Origin of the sequence: Lysobacter sp. TAB13 (genome assembly GCF_052113885.1) — a bacterium.
Classification (GTDB): domain Bacteria; phylum Pseudomonadota; class Gammaproteobacteria; order Xanthomonadales; family Xanthomonadaceae; genus Lysobacter; species Lysobacter gummosus.
The window spans coordinates 77,235-92,703 of the sequence record NZ_JBFRDR010000018.1; the positions used below are offsets into that span (position 1 = coordinate 77,235).

A 15,469-nucleotide genomic window follows, 5' to 3' on the forward strand; every position below is an offset into this window, starting at 1 on the left:
CATGCCCGCCAGGCGTTGACGCGTGTCCGTCGCCCGACGGATGGTTTCCGCAGATTTCAGGAGTTTTCGATGAGCCTTTCCGAACTTCGCAATTCGCTGCCCGATTACGCCAAGGACCTCAAGCTCAACCTCGACAGCGTGCTCAGCGACGCTGGTTCGCCCGGCGTGGACGCCAAGCAGATCCGCGCGATCGCGCTGGCCTGCGCGATCGCCTCGCGCTACAAGCCGTTCGCTGCGGCGGTGGAGGAATTCGCTGCCGAGAAGCTGTCGCCGGAAGAGATCAACGGCGCCAAGGCCGCGGCGGCGGTGATGGCGATGAACAACATCTATTACCGCGCCACGCATCTGATCCAGAACGAAGAGTACGGCCAGCTGCGCGCGGGTTTGCGCATGAACGTGATGGCGAATCCGGGCATCGACAAGATGACCTTCGAGCTGGCGTCGCTGGCGGTGTCGGCGATCAACGGTTGCGGGGCTTGCATGGATTCGCACGAGAAGGTGTTGCGCAAGCATGAGATCAGCGCGCAGGGCGTGCAGAGCGCGCTGAAGATCGGCGCGGTGGTGCATGCGGTGGCGGTGACGTTGGAGCAGATGTGATCGGTTGATTTGGCCGATGGCATGGTTGTACGGGATCGCCGGCGAAAGCCGGCGATTTTCGTTTTAGGGGGCGTTATCTTCCCGTCGCTGTCGCTGTCGCTGTCGCTGTCGCCGTTGCTCTTGCTCTTGCTGTTGCTGTTGTCGCTGCTATTGCTGTTGCCGCGATTTGCTTCGTCTTTGCTTCAGCTCTGGCTTGGCGCAGCTAGTAACTCGCGAGACCAGGGACACCCGGAGGGCGGCGCACATGGACGTGCGCCGGGTCCCACCTTGGGCAGGATGCCCAATGTGGGACCTGCCTGCGCAGGCACCGCACTCGTGGCTCTTGACTCGAAACAGCTAAAGCCCTTTCTTTGGTTACTTTCTTTGTGGCTTTGGACAAAGAAAGTGACCCGCCGCTCCATGGCGGAAGCTTTAAGCGTTTGATCCTGCTTTCGCTTTCGCTTTCGCTCTTGCTCTCGCTTGAGGCTTCTTTTGCCCGTCATTCCCGCGAACGCGGGAATCCAGGGCCTTTCGTGCGAGAACGTTTGAAGTCGCTGGATTCCCGCGTTCGCGGGAATGACGGTAGGAGGGAGTGCGCAGGTCTGGTTGTTTCGATTAGGGGCTACGGGTTCCTTAGAAGCCTTAGAAGCCTTAGAAGCCACAAGCAAGATCAAACGCTAAACGCTTCCGCCATAAAGCGGCGGGTCACTTTCTTTGTCCAAAGCGACAAAGAAAGTAACCAAAGAAAACGCTTTGGCTGTTTCGAGTCAAAAGCCACGAGTGCGATGCCGACGTAGGCAGGTGCCACATTGGGCATCCTGCCCAAGGTGGCACCCGGCGCACGTCCATGTGCGCCGCCCTCCGGGTGTCCCTGGTCTCGCGAGTTACTAGCTGCACCCAGCAACTACAAAAGCAGAGGCGAAGCGAAGCAGAATCTTGGCAACGGCAACGGCAACGGCAACGGCAACGGCAACGGCAACAACAGCAGCAACAACAGCAGCAATAGCAACAACAGCAACAACAGCAACAGCAACAACAGCAACAGCAACAGCAACAACAGCTTTGTGGGTTCCGTCGCGCTTCCGGGCCAAAACAAAAAAAGCCACCGCCATGCGCTGCATGACGGTGGCCCCGATCTCCCCTAACACCCCAACCCCAAAACCGGCGCCCTAGCGCCGATCAGATCCCCCTGACACCATTCACCTCACCTCGAACTCATAAATCCGAGTCGCCGGATCCGTGTTCTGCGTAGGCGTAGTCACATTGAGCTTCACGTACCGCGCCGAAGTCGCCGTGATCGAATGTGTGGAGGAATTGCCGGTGTTGTTGGTGATCGTCACAGGCGTGCTCCAGGTCGTGCCGTTGCTCGAGGTCTGGATGGTGAAAGCCTTGCTGTTCCACGTCGCCGACTCGCCGCCCGCGCCGGCGTGCTTGACGGTGAAGCTGCTGACGGTCTGCGCCGAGCCCAGATCGACCTGCAGCCACGACGGCGAGGTCAACGAACAAAACTTGTCCGTGTTGCCGCCCGAAACGCTGCCATTGACCGCCTTGGCCCCCGATTCGTTGCTGTTACACGCGGCAGAACTGGTGGTCGGTTTGTTGAGCGCCAGGTTGACGTTGCCCGCGCCGACCGACACGGTCGAAGTCTTGGTGTTGGTGGCGCCGCCGTTGTCGGTCACGGTGAGGGTGACGGTGTAGTTGCCGGCGCTGGCGTAGGCGTGGCTGGGATTGGTCGCGGTGGAGGTGCCGCTGTCGCCGAAATTCCAGCTGCGCGAAGCGATGCTGCCGTCGGCGTCGCTGGAGGAATCGCTGAAGTTCGCGGTCAGGCCGCTGATGCTGACGCCGAAGTTCGCCACCGGCGGAGTGTTGCCGCTGACGGCGGCATTGATCGCCGAGGCGTATTGCGCGGTGGTGCCCTGCGCCCAGCACTTCTGGATGTCGTCGTACAACCACAGGAAACCGCCGCTGATGCCGGCGCTGGTCTTCCAGCCGGCCATGCGCGTCTGCACTTGCGAGGGGCTGTCGCCCGAGGTGCAGCCGCTGCCGTGCTTGGTCCAAAGGCCGGGCATGACGGTCATGCCCATCGCGGTGTTCCAGTTCGCCGGATCGTTGCCGGCGCCGCCGTCGTACACCTGCAGGTAGATGCGATCGACCGAACTGCCCAGGTTGTCCTTGACGCCCTTCCAGAACGATTGATTGGTGTACGGCGCGAAGGTGATCTTGTAGCCCAGCCCGACCAGCATCTGGCCGAAGGTGGTGGTGTCGGCGACGTTGTAATGGCTTTCGTCGTCGAAGTTGACCGCATCGGCGCCGGTGGCGGTCTTCAACGCCTGGAAATTGCGATACAGGATGCTGGTGCTGCCGGTGCCGCAGACGATGGTGGTGCCGCAGCCGGCGGCGGTGCCGTTGGCCAGTTTGGCCATGCGTTCGAAGTCGGGCACGCCCCAGGCGCCGATCGAGACTTCCACGCGCTTGACCGAGGTCGGCGCGGTCTTCAGCGAGGCCAGTCGCGCCGGCCAGTCGGCGTCGGCGCCGGCGTAGGCGCCGTTCTTGACCACCGGAATGTCGTTGTAGACCAGGTCGCCGTTGTCCTCGATGTGGATGCTCCACAGGAACACCGTGGTGAAGCCCGAATCGCGCAGGTCGTTGATGACGGTCTGGCCGCCGGAATAGAACGGGCCTCCGCCGAAGATCGCCGATTCGCCACCGATCGCGGCCGGCGCGGCGAGGGCGAGGCTCAGCGCGGCGAGCGCCGGCATCAGGCGGCGCGAGGCCGCGGACGGTTTCTGGTTCGACTTCTTCGACATGGAGCGATCCCCTGCGGTGGGCGTCAAGACGACGCAATGGCGGTAATGCGCATCGGCCTGCCGCGATGAGGTTCGCGGTCCGGCAATGCACGCTCGTCGCCAAGCCCCGGCGACGCGCTGACAGTGCGAGCGCCGATTCCGGCATGTCAATATTTAGATCGATTTAAAACGGGTAAAAACGTTTAAACCCGGCGCGCGGTCAAGGTTTTCCCCGGCCAATCAAGGCGCTGCATGGATTCGCGCGGCGATGGCGAAATTCGAACGCGCGCACGGATTGCGCGGGCCACGCGTTGCGGCGCAGCAAGCCGCTGCGCGATCGGGGCGAGGCGGAGTCGGATTCGCGCGCGGTGCCCGCGTGCGATGCGAGGGGCGGGGCGGATGCGGAGTCGCAATGGCGATCCCGCTTTCGAGCCATGCCGTTATGAGATGCCGCGATAGGGCGCCATTGCTGCCGATGGCGCCGCCCGAACCGCACTTGCGGCCGAGGCGCTCAGGCTCGAAGCCTGAGCGCCCAGGCCGAAACCTCAGGCCGTCTCGCGACAGGCCTCGGCGCGATCGAGATCGAGCCGGTACAACTCGTCCTGGCGCATGGCCTTGTGGATCTCGGCGCGGTTCTCGTAATGACCGGCCTGTCCGCCGTCAATCGCGATCACGTGGTCCATGTCCGACAGCGCCAGATCGTAGCGGCCGCGGCCGAAATGCATCACCGCGCGGTTGACCCGCGCCGGCACCGAATCGGCCGCGAGCGCGATCGCCGCGTCGTAATCGGCCAGGGCGCGCTCGGCATCGTCGAGTTCCTCGTGGATTTCCGCGCGCAGCACGTGGATCTCCGGCTGCGCCGGATTGAGCTCCAGGCTCAGTTCGAAGAACGCCAGCGCCTGTTCCCATTCGCCCAGGCGCGAATGGCAGACGCCGCGATTGAAATGCACCTCCGGGTACGGCGCGCTGTAGCGCGCGGCCGATTCGTACAGCTGCAGCGCTTCTTCAAAACGCTCTTCGCGCTGCAGGATGTTGGCGCTTTCGTTGTAGTACTCGGAGTAGTACGGGTCCATCTCGATCGACTTGCGGTAATGCACCAGCGCGTCTTCGGTGCGGTCGAGCATCACGTAGACCTGCGCGGTGTTGTACTGCAGCACCGAGCGATGCAGGGTGTGGCGATCTTCGCCGAGTTCGCGCGTGAGCAGAGCGTAACCCTCCTGGCACAGCGCCAGCGCGTCCTGCGGCCGGCCCTGGCGCACGCGCAGGAAAGCCAGACCGTTGTCGATGAACACCTTGAGGAACGTCTGGTCGGCATCGGGGATTTCGCCGCGGGCGGCATCGATGTCGGCGGCGGCGAGCAGGATGTAGTGCTCGGCCAGCGCCAGATCGGGCTTTTTCGAATAACGCAGGTAGATCATCGACAGCAGGTAATGCATCTTCGCCCGCAGTTCGCGCCGGGTCAGCCGGGGCTCGGCCAAGTCCAGGATCAGGCGCAGCGCGCGCACTTCGGCATCGGTGGTGACCATGCCCTGGAAAATATTGCCCAGGTAGTTCCAGCGCGCGTCTTCGTCGTCGCCGACCATCTCGTCGAAATGCGGCAGCACGGTGTCGGCGAAGCCGGCCGACTCGTGGTAATAGCCGTAGTGATTGCACAGGCACAGCGCGCGCAGCGCGACCTGCGCGGCCGCCAGCGATTCGCCGCGACTGAGGTGGTACGCCAGCAGGCGCGGCGCGTTGATTTCCCAGTCGAGCGCGCCGCCGCGGGCGAGTTCGGCTTCCAGCGCGGCGCCTTCGGCCTCGCCGGGCGCGCCGGCGCGCGGCGGCACCGGACGTGCGCGCAGCTCATCGCTCGCAGGCGAAGTCTGCAGGCCGGGCGCGCGCCGGCCGAGTTCGGCATGATCGAGCGCGCTGTCGATGATCACCGCGATTTCGCCGCGCCGCGCCGCGCGCCGGGCCAGTTCGGCGAACAAACGCGTCGCCAGATGCTGGGCATGGTCGTACTGGCGCACCAGCACCAGCCACGGCTCGCCCGGCGCGACCGCCTGCTTCCAGTCCAGCACCAGGCCGACCAGGCCATGGACCAGGCGATAGGCGCGATCGAGCGGGAAATTGCGCGTGCGCTCGGCGTCGCGCGCGGTATCGGTCAGGCAGGCGTACTTGAGCGGTATGCGCTCGCGATACAGCGGCAAGGCCATGTGCAGTTCGGCGTTGTGCGCGTCGATCAGATCTTCGCGGCCGTGTTCCAGCAGTTCGAGGTAAGCGCGCTCGGCCAGCTCGCGCGCGCCGGCCCAGGTGCCGTCGCGGGCGAAGTCGGCGTCGATCTCCAGCACTCGCGCCGGGTTCGCGGCGGCGGGGGCGGCGTTGGCCGGATGGAGTCGGAGCAGGCGTTGCAGTCCGGTGTCGCCGACGGCGAGGTTCATTGCAATCTCCTTATGCATTCGGGTCGGTGGAATCAGCGGCGGCGCAGCCACAGGTACATGCCGCCGGCGAAGAGGGCCACCGAGATCGCGGCGAAGCCGGCGGCGTCCATCGCGGTGGCCTGGGTGGCCTGCGGGCTGGCGAAACTGTCGTAGGCCTTGCGCACGTAGCGCGAGAGCGTCGGGATCAGCACGAAGGCGAGGAATATCAGCGCGGAAATCCGCCCGACCACCCACAGCAGCGAGAACGCGCGCAGCACGCCGATGTTGCGTTGGTCGATCGCTTCGGCGGCCTCGCCGAAACGGCCGAAGCTGATCCGGTGCAGGCGGTCGCGCAGATAGATCCGCGCTTGCCGGTCCAGGTCCGGATTGCCGAAGAAATTGCACACGACGTAATACATGTCGGTGCGCAGGAAAATATTGAACTGCCACGAGATCGTGATCAGCAGTTGCAGGATCAGCGCTTGCAGCAGCTGGATCACAAACGCGTTGCCGCCGTGGTCGATCAACCAGCCGATGGCCAGAGTCAGCAAGGCGATATTGAGCACGTCCACCATCATGCCGGCCATCAGCGGCAGATAGCGTTGCGAGCGCGGCAGCGACAGGATGCCGGTCAGGTCGGCTTCGGCGACCAGGTCCCACAGGCGATTGCCGATGCCCAGCCGCGAATGCACGCCGTAGCGCGCCGCAGCCATCATGTGGCCCAGTTCGTGCAGCATGGTGGCGAGGAAGTACAGCACCAGCAGCGTGACCAGGGTCAGGGTCAGGTGTTGTTCGAGATAGAACGCCTGCAGGTTCAGGCGCAGGCGCGGGTCTTGATACGCGCTCAGCGCGGCATAGCCGATCACGCCCAGATAGACCACCAGCGAAAGCGGCGAGAACAGCGCGCGCGCCAGCGCCAGGTTGCCCTTGAACGACAGGCGCTTGTCGCCGGCGGCCGATTCGGCCAGTTGTTCGTCGTAGCGGTGCTGATCCTGCTGGCGGTGGATGAAGCCGATTTCTACGAGTTGCTCGATGAAGTCGTCCACGTCCAGGGTTTCGTCGGACTGCGCGGCCAGCGCGGCCTTGATCCGCTCGGCGCTGTCGCCTTCGCGCAGCATCTGGATGATGCGCAGACCGTCTTCGGGGAACTCGTAGAACTCGTTGAGCTCGGCGTTGCCGATGTAATAGCCATTGCCTTCGGGCTGAACCGACAGCGGAATGACGAAGTACGTCTGCTCCTCTTGCTTTGGCATTGCGGGATGCTCGATGGGACGGTCGTTGCGATGGGCGTAAGCGGGCCGGCGAACGAACGCCGGCCCGCAACCACACCTCGTGGCTGTCGAGAGCTGTCCAGGGGCGCGCACCGCGCATGCAGCCGCGAAACGGCGGCCGACGCGATGCGCCAGGAAGGAGGGGATGTCCGCCCATCCCTGGCGGAGTTCAAGACAGTGCGCCCGCTACGGCGGAAACCGCCGTGGCCGGGCGCCCGGCTCAGGTCAGAAGCGCGGCCAGGGGAACGGCAGGCAGACCCAGATCGGATACGCGGCGACGGAGGTGGTCTTCAGCTTCTGCACTTTGAGGATCGAAATCTTCTTCATGAAAGCATTCCTTGGTTGAGTGAACTCATCATGTGTGAAACAGCGCCGGCGACCGTCGCGATGAACGCGGCGAGCGAAGACGGAGCGCATCGCGGCGGCGGCCGGCGCGAGCGACGGCGTAAACCGCGATGTACCCAAGCCGTGGTTAGCACGCGGTTTTGCGCGCCGCAACCGAGCCTGTGCACGGCTTATTTCATCGCCACCGATTCGGCGAATTCGGTGACGCAACGTCGGTTTTTGTCGCAAATCTGTGATCGCCGCCGGGGTGAATGCGGCTTGCGTGTCCTGTCGGTTTACTGATCTGCGTAATCGCGCGCGGCTATCTGTAAGCACATTCGATATTGCGATGCAGCACACATTAGCGATGAAGATGCAGCGCGAAATGGTGGTTCCACGCACATTGGATGCGGGCTCGCGACGTGGACGCGATTGCGGCCGGCGTGAGAGGCCGCGAATCCCGGGCAGGCAGCTTGCGAGGCCGCTGCCGGCCGGGCTCCGGTAGCATGTCGCGATGATTTCCGACCCAGACTCCCCGCGCGATGCCGCGGTTTCCCCGCTGCCGGTGGCGGCGGTCCTGCGCGAGGCGCGCAGCCGCATCGATCCGGCCGAAGCCGAAATATTGCTCGCCCACGTGCTGGGCCGTTCGCGCAGCTGGTTGTTCGCGCACGACGATTACCGCCTGGATGCGCAGCTGGCGCGAGCTTTCCGCGATCTGCTCGAACGCCGCATCGAAGGCGAGCCGGTCGCGTATCTGATCGGCCACCGCGGCTTCTGGCGTTTCGACCTGCAGGTGACGCCGGCGACCTTGATCCCGCGCCCGGAAACCGAACGTCTGGTCGAACTGGCGCTGGAACGGCTGCCGCAAGAGCGCGTGCTGAGCGTGGCCGACCTGGGCACCGGCAGCGGCGCGATCGCCCTGGCATTGGCGTCGGAGCGGCCGCGGGCGATGGTGATCGCGGTGGATGTCAGCGCCGCGGCGCTGGAAGTCGCGCACGGCAATGCGCGCACGCTGGGCCTGGCCAATGTCGAATTCCGCCAAGGCGATTGGTGGGAGCCGCTGGCGGGCCAGCGTTTCGATCTGATCGCGAGCAACCCGCCGTATATCGAAGAGCGCGACGAACATCTGCGCCAGGGCGATCTGCGTTACGAACCGCTGAGCGCGCTGGCCTCGGGCGCCGACGGGCTCGATGCGATCCGCGCCATCGCCGGCGGCGCGCCCGCGCACCTACGTCCGGGCGGATGGCTGCTGATCGAACACGGTTGGGAGCAGGGCGCGGCGGTGCGCGCGCTGTTGCTCGCCGCCGGGCTGGTCGATGCAGCGACCGAGCGCGATTGGGAAGACCGGGACCGGGTCACCCTGGCGCGCATGCCCGCGGCCGCGCCTTAGCGGCGACGCAGCTGCGGGACCATTGCGCCGATTGCGCAAAGTCGGACCTTCGCCGCGCCAAGCCCTACCTCGCCGCATCAAAGGGTTCGCCCGGCCGCGTGCACAGCAAGCCGCGCCGGCCTTGATTAGACTGCGCGGTATCCCGCACAAGAGGCTTCCGATGCGCACGCTCTATCCCGATATCGAACCCTTCGACACCGGCACGATCAAGGTCGATGACCGCCACACCTTGTACTACGAGCAGTGCGGCAATCCCGACGGCAAGCCGGTGGTGCTGCTGCACGGCGGTCCCGGCGCGGGCTGCAGCCCGAAGATGCGGCGGTTCCACGATCCGGCCAAGTACCGCATCGTGCTGTTCGATCAGCGCGGCAGCGGCCGCTCCACGCCGCACGCGGATCTGGTCGGCAACGGCACTTGGGAACTGGTGGCCGATATCGAAAAGCTGCGCGTCAAGCTGGGCATCGAACGCTGGCAGGTGTTCGGCGGCTCCTGGGGCTCGACCCTGGCGCTGGCCTACGCGCAAACCCATCCGCAGCGCGTCACCGAACTGGTTCTGCGCGGCATCTTCATGCTGCGTCGCTGGGAACTGGAATGGTTCTATCAGGAAGGCGCCTCGCGCCTGTTCCCGGATGCGTGGGAGCACTACCTCAAGGCGATTCCGCCGGTCGAGCGCCACGATCTGATCAGCGCCTTCCATCGCCGCCTCACCAGCGAAGACGAAAAGACCCGTCTGGACGCGGCGCGCGCGTGGAGCGTGTGGGAAGGCGCGACCAGCTTCCTGCACGTTGACCAGGATTTCGTCAGCGGTCACGAAGATCCCCAGTTCGCCCTGGCCTTCGCCCGCATCGAGAACCACTACTTCGTCAACGGCGGCTTCTTCGAAGTCGAAGACCAGTTGCTGCGCGACGCGCACAAGATCGCGGACATCCCCGGGGTGATCGTGCACGGCCGCTACGACGTGGTCTGCCCGGTGCAGAACGCGTGGGAACTCAAGCAGGCGTGGCCGAAGGCGGAACTGACCATCACTCCGGCCTCGGGGCATTCGGCGTTCGAGGACGAGAACGTGGACGCGCTGGTCAAGGCGACCGACCGTTTCGCCTGAACCCGCCGGCAATGCGGCGGCCGGCGGCGCGCTGCGTCGTGGCCGCCGCGTCTTATAGTCCCGGCGTGGCGGCCGCCTTGCAGGCAGCCGGCGAAGGCAAAGGGAGATTGTCATGGGGCGTCGGGGAATCGCGAGCGTCGTATTGCTGGCTGTGCTGGCCGGTTCGGTCTGGATCGCCGCCGCGGTCGAGGCGCCGCGCGATGAGGCGACAGGGCATTGGCCGTCGGCCGAGGCGATGCACCGCCAATACGAGCGCGGTTTCATCGAAGCCTCCGGCTTTGGCCCCAACCGGCTTCCGGCCAAGCCGTTGCGCGATTGGCGCAAGACGCTCAGCGTCGACGGCGTCCGCTATCGCATTACCGCAATAGATCTGATCGGGGTGGCCCGGCATGGACAGCCGGTCGCCTACGTCGGCCTCAAATCTTCCGACACGGATACGCGGTCCGGCGTGCTGGTCGCCGGTGTCGGACTCGATCTCGACGTGCACCACAACCACAGCCGGACGCGTGCGCTCGACGATTTCGAGCGCACGGCATTGGCGCAGTTGATCGCGAAGCGCGGGTTGGAAGTGACCGGCGCGGCAGACGGCGACGACCGGCGCGCGCTTGGTGGTCTGCGTGCGCAGCCGGATTGCTTGCGTTGCCATGGCTCGTATCACGACGGCGATGTGCTCGGCGCCTTGTCCTATCGTTTGACGCGATTGCCGGCGCCGACGGATAAACGCTGAGCCGCGCCACCGCGTCGGCTCGCTGGTGTGGGCGGTTTAAATCGCCGCCGACCCATCGGGATTGCGCTCGATCATCCAAAGCCCCGCCCAAAGCTTCAAATCCAGCTCGAAACCCTCCGCCTGCTTCCGCATCAGCCACACCGGCGCCTGCGCGCGCGGGACTTCGTGGACGATGATGTCCTCCCCGGCGACGCCGCCGCCGCCGCCGACTTTGCTCAGCTCGCTGGCGCGCACGAAGGCGATGCGTTCACTGCTCATGCCGGCCGAGGTCGGGCCGGTCAGCAACACTTCGACGCGGGCCGGGTTCCAGCCGGTTTCTTCGACCAGTTCGCGCTGGGCCGCCGATTCCAGGGTGTCGTGGGCGTGGTCATCGCCGACCAGGCCGGCCGGCATTTCGATGGTGCGCGCGGCCAGCGGCACGCGGTATTGCTCGACGAACAGGATATTGTCGTCGGGGGTGACGGCGACGATGATCACCGCCATGCCCTTGCCGTGGGTGCGCTCGGCGTATTCCCAGTGACCCCGGCGCATCATGCGCAGCCATTGGCCGGTGTAGATGGTTTCGACCGGTTCGTCCTGTGCTGCGTGATCTGCTGACGTCATTGCGTTCCTCGCGGGGTCGCGTCGCGGGCGCGGAGCCCGCTGCGCTTGATGGTGAGTTCGATGTCGGCCGGTCCGCACGCGGCGGGCCGGTCTGGCCGGAGCGATGGTCGCTGCGCTCGCCGTGCAAGCCTATCGCGTCCGGCCGGCGCGGGCGGCAATGCGATCGAGGCCCGGGCCGCAGGCCCCGATGCTACGACGGAACCTGTGACGCGGCGAAGTCGAGCCCGACCGCGTCGAACAGTCGGCGCCGGGTCATCGGGCCGAAGCGCAGGCGGTCGCACAATGCCTGCAGGTTCGCCGCATCGGCCGGGCCGCGCACGAAGTGGCCGCTGCTGTCGCCCAGCGGCGCGTCCACCGCGATCGTGGTCAGCTGCCGGCACAGCAGCGCCTGGGCGCGATGTTCGCGCAGCCGCGCCGCGGCGCTGGCCGCGCCGCGCAGGCGCAGGAACGGTACTTCTTCCACCCGCGCCAGCAACGCGTCCAGAGTGTCGAAGTGGCCGAGCAGGGCGGCGGCGGTCTTGGCGCCGATGCCGGGCACGCCGGGAATGTTGTCGACCGCATCGCCGGTCAGGGCCAGATAGTCCGCGACCTGCCGCGCCAGCACGCCCTGCCGCGCGGGCACGCCGTCGGCGGTCCAGCGCACGCCGCGGGCGAAGTCCCATTGCTCGTCGCTATCGACCAGCAACTGCGACAGGTCCTTGTCTGCCGAGACGATCACGCCGCGATAGCCGTGGCCGCGCATGGCCACGATCGCGCTGCCGATCAGATCGTCGGCCTCGTACTGCACATCGGCCAGCACCGACAGGCCCAGCGCGCTGCACAGCGCCTTGCAATGGCCGAACTGGCGCTTGAGCGCGTCCGGCGCGGGTTCGCGGTTGGCCTTGTAGGCCGGATACAACTCGTTGCGGAAGCACGAGTCCAGCGCTTCGTCGAAGGCGATGGCGATGTGGCGCGGCTTCTCGCGTTCGATCAGCTCCAGCAAGAAGCGGGCGAAGCCGTGCACGGCATTGCTCGGCCAGCCTTCGGCGTCCTGGAAGTCGTCGGGAATCGAATGCCAGGCCCGGAATACGTACAGGCTGGCATCGACCAGATACAGCGGCGTGCGCGGTGCGTCGTTCATGCGCTCATTCAAACACGGCGCCGCTTAAACCGGCGACCAAGCGCTGAGCAGCGCCGCCACATCCGGGCGCTCGCGCTCGGGCGCGACCAGCTTGGGCGTGCCGATATGGATGAATCCGGCGACATGCTCATCCGCCTGCAGCCCCAGCCAGCTTGCGACCTGTTCGTCGTAAGCCGGCCAGCCGGTCAGCCAGACCGCGCCGAAACCGAAGGCCTGCGCGGCCTGCAGCAAGGCGAAGCAGACGCAGCCGGCGGTGAGGGTGCGCTCGAACTCGGGGATTTTCTCGTCCGGGCCGAGCTGGGCGATCACGGCGACGATCAAGGGCGCATGCGAGAAACGGCCGCGGTCTTTTTCCACCGCCGCCGCGCCGGCGTCGGGGAATTTCTCGATGCCGCGCGCGGCCAGGCGTTCGCCCAGGCTGTGGCGCGCGTCGCCCTGGATGGTCAGGAAACGGAACGCCACGCGCTTGCCGTGATCGGGCACGCGCACGGCGGAGGTCAACATACGGTTGAGGGTGGATTCGTCCGGTCCGGGCGCCGAGAGCTGCTTGGCGGGGATCGAACGACGGCTGTCGAGGGCGGTCAGCAAGTCGGGGTGGGGGATGGCCATTTAAGTAAGTTGAACTCTTGTCACAAAAATGAACGGCGACACATAAACGGTCGCATCTAGGCACTATCCTGACGTCGGCAGTCGCAAATGGACATGCCGCATTCACCAGGGGGAACTCCGTACGTGTCCGGTCACTTGCACGGCGTCGTTCAGACCACGCGCACCGACCCGTCGCGCGTGCTCGAAGAAATCAAACGACAGACGCTCGAGCAACTCGGGGGGCTGCCTGGCACCTTGTACGGGCCGATCGAGGAAGCCCTCAAGGCCGATTCGCTCAAGGGCGACGGTCGCAATCACCATTTCGAAGATCAGGCCGCATTGTGGGTGCTGCGCCAGCAACAGGCCAGCCATGTCATGGCGTTTCGCCAGCACGTCGGTCTGGGCTTCGAGGCGTTCCGCTCGCCCGGCGCGGCGGTCGGCGGCCTGGGCGGTTCGCCGCTGCAACTGGTCGGCGAACAGCAACTGGCGTTCGATCTGGACGGCGAGCGCCTGACCGAAGCGCTGGAGCAGCGCTATCTGCGTCCGCTGGAAATGCTCGACGGCCGCCTGAAGATGCTGTCGCAGGCCATCGGCGCGCCCGCCGGCGCCAACCCGTCCGGACCGTATCGTCTGGTGCGCGCGTTCACCGCGCTGTACAGCGATGCCCAGGTCAACGAAAGCCTGCGTCTGCGGTTGTTCCGCCAATACGAATTCGAACTGTCGCGCGTGCTCGGCGACCTGTACGCGCGCATCAACAATCTGCTGGCCACGGCCGGCTACGGCGTCGGCATGGCCGGCGGCGCGGCGCCCAATGCGCCGGTGCGCGCGGCCGAGGAACGCCGCGATCGCAATACGCTCGACGACGTGTTCGACACCGTTCCGCATCGCGAGGCTGCCGCGTCCGTGCCCCACGACTACAACGGCGCACCCGGCGCCGGCTACGGCGGCGATCCGCACGCCGCTCATGCAGGCGCAGGTTACGGCGCGCAGCAACAGGCCTCGCAGGCCGATGTCGCCGCGATGGCCAGCGAACTGGCCGAACTGCGCTCGCAACTGCACGCCTGGCGCGAAGGCCTGATCAAGGCCGGCGGCCTGCCGCCGACGCATCAACAGCCGCAGCGCTCGATGGCGCCGCGGCGCGAGCTGCGGGTGGAGGAAGTGCTCGGCATGGCTTCGCTGCTGCAGCCCGAGCCGCCGGACGCGTATGCGCGCGCGCTGGCCGTGTCCGGCCGCCTGGGCGAAACCATCCGCGATCAGCTCTACGACGGCGCCCGGCGCCTGGGCTTCAATCCGGACCAGACCTGTTTCAGCGCGGAAGAAGACGACGCCATCGATCTGGTCGCGTTGCTGTTCGACTCGCTGTTCCGCAATCACGCCCTGCAGGACCGCGCCCGGCGCGTGTATGCGCGGCTGGTGATGCCGTACGTGAAGATCGCGCTGACCGACAACGCGGTGTTCGTCAAACGCGAACATCCGGCGCGGCGCTTGCTGGACGCGATCACCGAGGCCTGCGAAGGCAACGACGGCGAAACTCCGCAGGATCGCGATCTGCTCGAGCGCGCTTCGGAGATTTCCCAGCGCATCGTCTCGGACTACAACGAAGACCTCGCCGTGTTCGAGCTGGCCCATGCCGAGCTCGACGCCATGCTGGCGCAGCACCGGCGCCGGATCGAATTGCAGGAACAGCGCGCGGCCAAGGCCACCTACGGCCGCGAGCGCCTGGGCGCGGCGCGCAGTCAGGCCGATCAGGCCGTGCGCGAACGCATCGGCGAATCGCGCCTGACCCAGGCGGTGGCGGACTTCATCGCCACGCCGTGGCGCCATCATCTGGTCCAGGTGATGCTGCGCGAAAACGACGACCCCAAGCGCCGCGCCCAGGCGATGGCGCTGGGCGACGCGCTGGTGATGGCCGACAAGCTGGCGGCGGAGAACCGCGGCCGCGAACTGGCCGATCAGTTGCTCGCCTTGCAGCCGATCATCGTCCAGTGCCTGGCCAGTTCCGGGCTGGACGACAGCGCCGCCCAGCACGGCATGGCGGGCCTGGTGCGCGCCTTGTCCACGCCGGACAAGGAACGCAGCGAGCATCCGTTGCCGAGCGCGTCGGACATCGAAGAAGACGTGGCCGAGGAACGCCGCCTGTATCTGGCCAGCGGCGCCGCCCAGGTCGCGCACGATCCGCTGCTGGCCGAACGCATGCGTCAGCTCGAACCGGGCGATTGGTTGCGTCTGACCAACATCCAGGGCGAGACCATCGCGGTGAAGGTCGCCTGGGTCAGTCCGCTGACCTCGCGTTTCCTGCTGGTGAACCGGCGCGGCGTGCGCGCCCTGGTGGCCTCGGCCGAAGAATTGGCGATCCTGGCCGCGTCCGGCCGGCTGCTGGTCGGCGCTGAGCGCACCGCCTTCGATGAGGCGATGCGGCAGGTGCGGCGGCATCTGGATCGGGTGATCTGAGCTTTCGGATTCGCGCACAGGCATGAACACGAATCGGGGCGAAAGCCCCGAAGTCTTTTGTAGGAGGGGCTTCAGCCCCGATGCTTTCCGATCAGCTGTCCTGATCTTGCAGTGACCTGACCGAACAGCATC

Annotated in this window: 13 protein-coding genes; 6 read left to right on the forward strand and 7 right to left on the reverse strand. The window is 66.1% G+C overall.

Annotated elements, in window-relative coordinates; genetic code table 11:
- Positions 1-69 precede the first annotated feature (69 nt).
- Positions 70-597 (forward strand): carboxymuconolactone decarboxylase family protein, encoded by a 528-nt coding sequence (locus AB4Y92_RS19200; protein ID WP_057943949.1) that lies wholly within the window; start codon positions 70-72, stop codon positions 595-597.
- 866 nt (positions 598-1,463) lie between these two features.
- Here the strand turns inward: AB4Y92_RS19200 and AB4Y92_RS19205 are convergent.
- From AB4Y92_RS19205 to AB4Y92_RS19220, 4 genes are all read right to left on the reverse strand, one after another.
- Positions 1,464-1,697, reverse strand: coding sequence for a hypothetical protein (locus AB4Y92_RS19205; RefSeq protein WP_441821110.1), 234 nt, complete (start codon positions 1,695-1,697; stop codon positions 1,464-1,466).
- A gap of 78 nt (positions 1,698-1,775) precedes the next feature.
- The gene (locus tag AB4Y92_RS19210; protein WP_441821111.1) at positions 1,776-3,383 is read right to left on the reverse strand and encodes a PKD domain-containing protein; all 1,608 of its coding nucleotides are present in this window, start codon (positions 3,381-3,383) and stop codon (positions 1,776-1,778) included.
- Between the two features lie 524 nt (positions 3,384-3,907).
- The gene (locus AB4Y92_RS19215; RefSeq protein ID WP_441821112.1) at positions 3,908-5,782 is read right to left on the reverse strand and encodes a tetratricopeptide repeat protein; all 1,875 of its coding nucleotides are present in this window, start codon (positions 5,780-5,782) and stop codon (positions 3,908-3,910) included.
- A gap of 32 nt (positions 5,783-5,814) precedes the next feature.
- The gene (locus AB4Y92_RS19220) at positions 5,815-7,014 is read right to left on the reverse strand and encodes a PqqD family protein (RefSeq protein WP_441821113.1); all 1,200 of its coding nucleotides are present in this window, start codon (positions 7,012-7,014) and stop codon (positions 5,815-5,817) included.
- 360 nt (positions 7,015-7,374) lie between these two features.
- On the opposite strand from AB4Y92_RS19220, the gene AB4Y92_RS19225 reads away from it, so the two are divergent.
- From AB4Y92_RS19225 to AB4Y92_RS19240, 4 genes are all read left to right on the forward strand, one after another.
- Positions 7,375-7,659, forward strand: coding sequence for a hypothetical protein (locus AB4Y92_RS19225; RefSeq protein ID WP_441821114.1), 285 nt, complete (start codon positions 7,375-7,377; stop codon positions 7,657-7,659).
- A gap of 211 nt (positions 7,660-7,870) precedes the next feature.
- The gene (gene prmC, locus AB4Y92_RS19230; RefSeq protein WP_441821115.1) at positions 7,871-8,746 is read left to right on the forward strand and encodes a peptide chain release factor N(5)-glutamine methyltransferase; all 876 of its coding nucleotides are present in this window, start codon (positions 7,871-7,873) and stop codon (positions 8,744-8,746) included.
- Positions 8,747-8,906: 160 nt separating this feature from the next.
- Positions 8,907-9,848 carry a prolyl aminopeptidase gene (gene pip, locus AB4Y92_RS19235; RefSeq protein ID WP_441821116.1) on the forward strand — a complete coding sequence of 314 codons (942 nt, stop codon included), beginning with the start codon at positions 8,907-8,909 and terminating at the stop codon, positions 9,846-9,848.
- Positions 9,849-9,960: 112 nt separating this feature from the next.
- Positions 9,961-10,575, forward strand: a complete 615-nt coding sequence (locus tag AB4Y92_RS19240; protein ID WP_441821117.1) for a hypothetical protein — start codon at positions 9,961-9,963, stop codon at positions 10,573-10,575.
- A gap of 36 nt (positions 10,576-10,611) precedes the next feature.
- On the opposite strand, the gene AB4Y92_RS19245 is transcribed toward AB4Y92_RS19240, so the two are convergent.
- The 3 genes from AB4Y92_RS19245 to AB4Y92_RS19255 all read right to left on the reverse strand — a co-directional run bounded on the left by AB4Y92_RS19245 (position 10,612) and on the right by AB4Y92_RS19255 (position 12,901).
- The gene (locus tag AB4Y92_RS19245; protein ID WP_441821118.1) at positions 10,612-11,178 is read right to left on the reverse strand and encodes an NUDIX hydrolase; all 567 of its coding nucleotides are present in this window, start codon (positions 11,176-11,178) and stop codon (positions 10,612-10,614) included.
- Between the two features lie 190 nt (positions 11,179-11,368).
- Positions 11,369-12,298, reverse strand: coding sequence for a 5'-3' exonuclease (locus tag AB4Y92_RS19250; RefSeq protein WP_057943935.1), 930 nt, complete (start codon positions 12,296-12,298; stop codon positions 11,369-11,371).
- 24 nt (positions 12,299-12,322) lie between these two features.
- On the reverse strand, positions 12,323-12,901 hold the full coding sequence (locus AB4Y92_RS19255) for a nitroreductase family protein (protein ID WP_441821140.1): 579 nt from the start codon (positions 12,899-12,901) through the stop codon (positions 12,323-12,325).
- Positions 12,902-13,030: 129 nt separating this feature from the next.
- Here AB4Y92_RS19255 and AB4Y92_RS19260 point away from each other — a divergent pair, with 129 nt between their 5' ends.
- Positions 13,031-15,337 carry a DUF1631 family protein gene (locus AB4Y92_RS19260; RefSeq protein WP_441821119.1) on the forward strand — a complete coding sequence of 769 codons (2,307 nt, stop codon included), beginning with the start codon at positions 13,031-13,033 and terminating at the stop codon, positions 15,335-15,337.
- Positions 15,338-15,469: the final 132 nt, after the last annotated feature.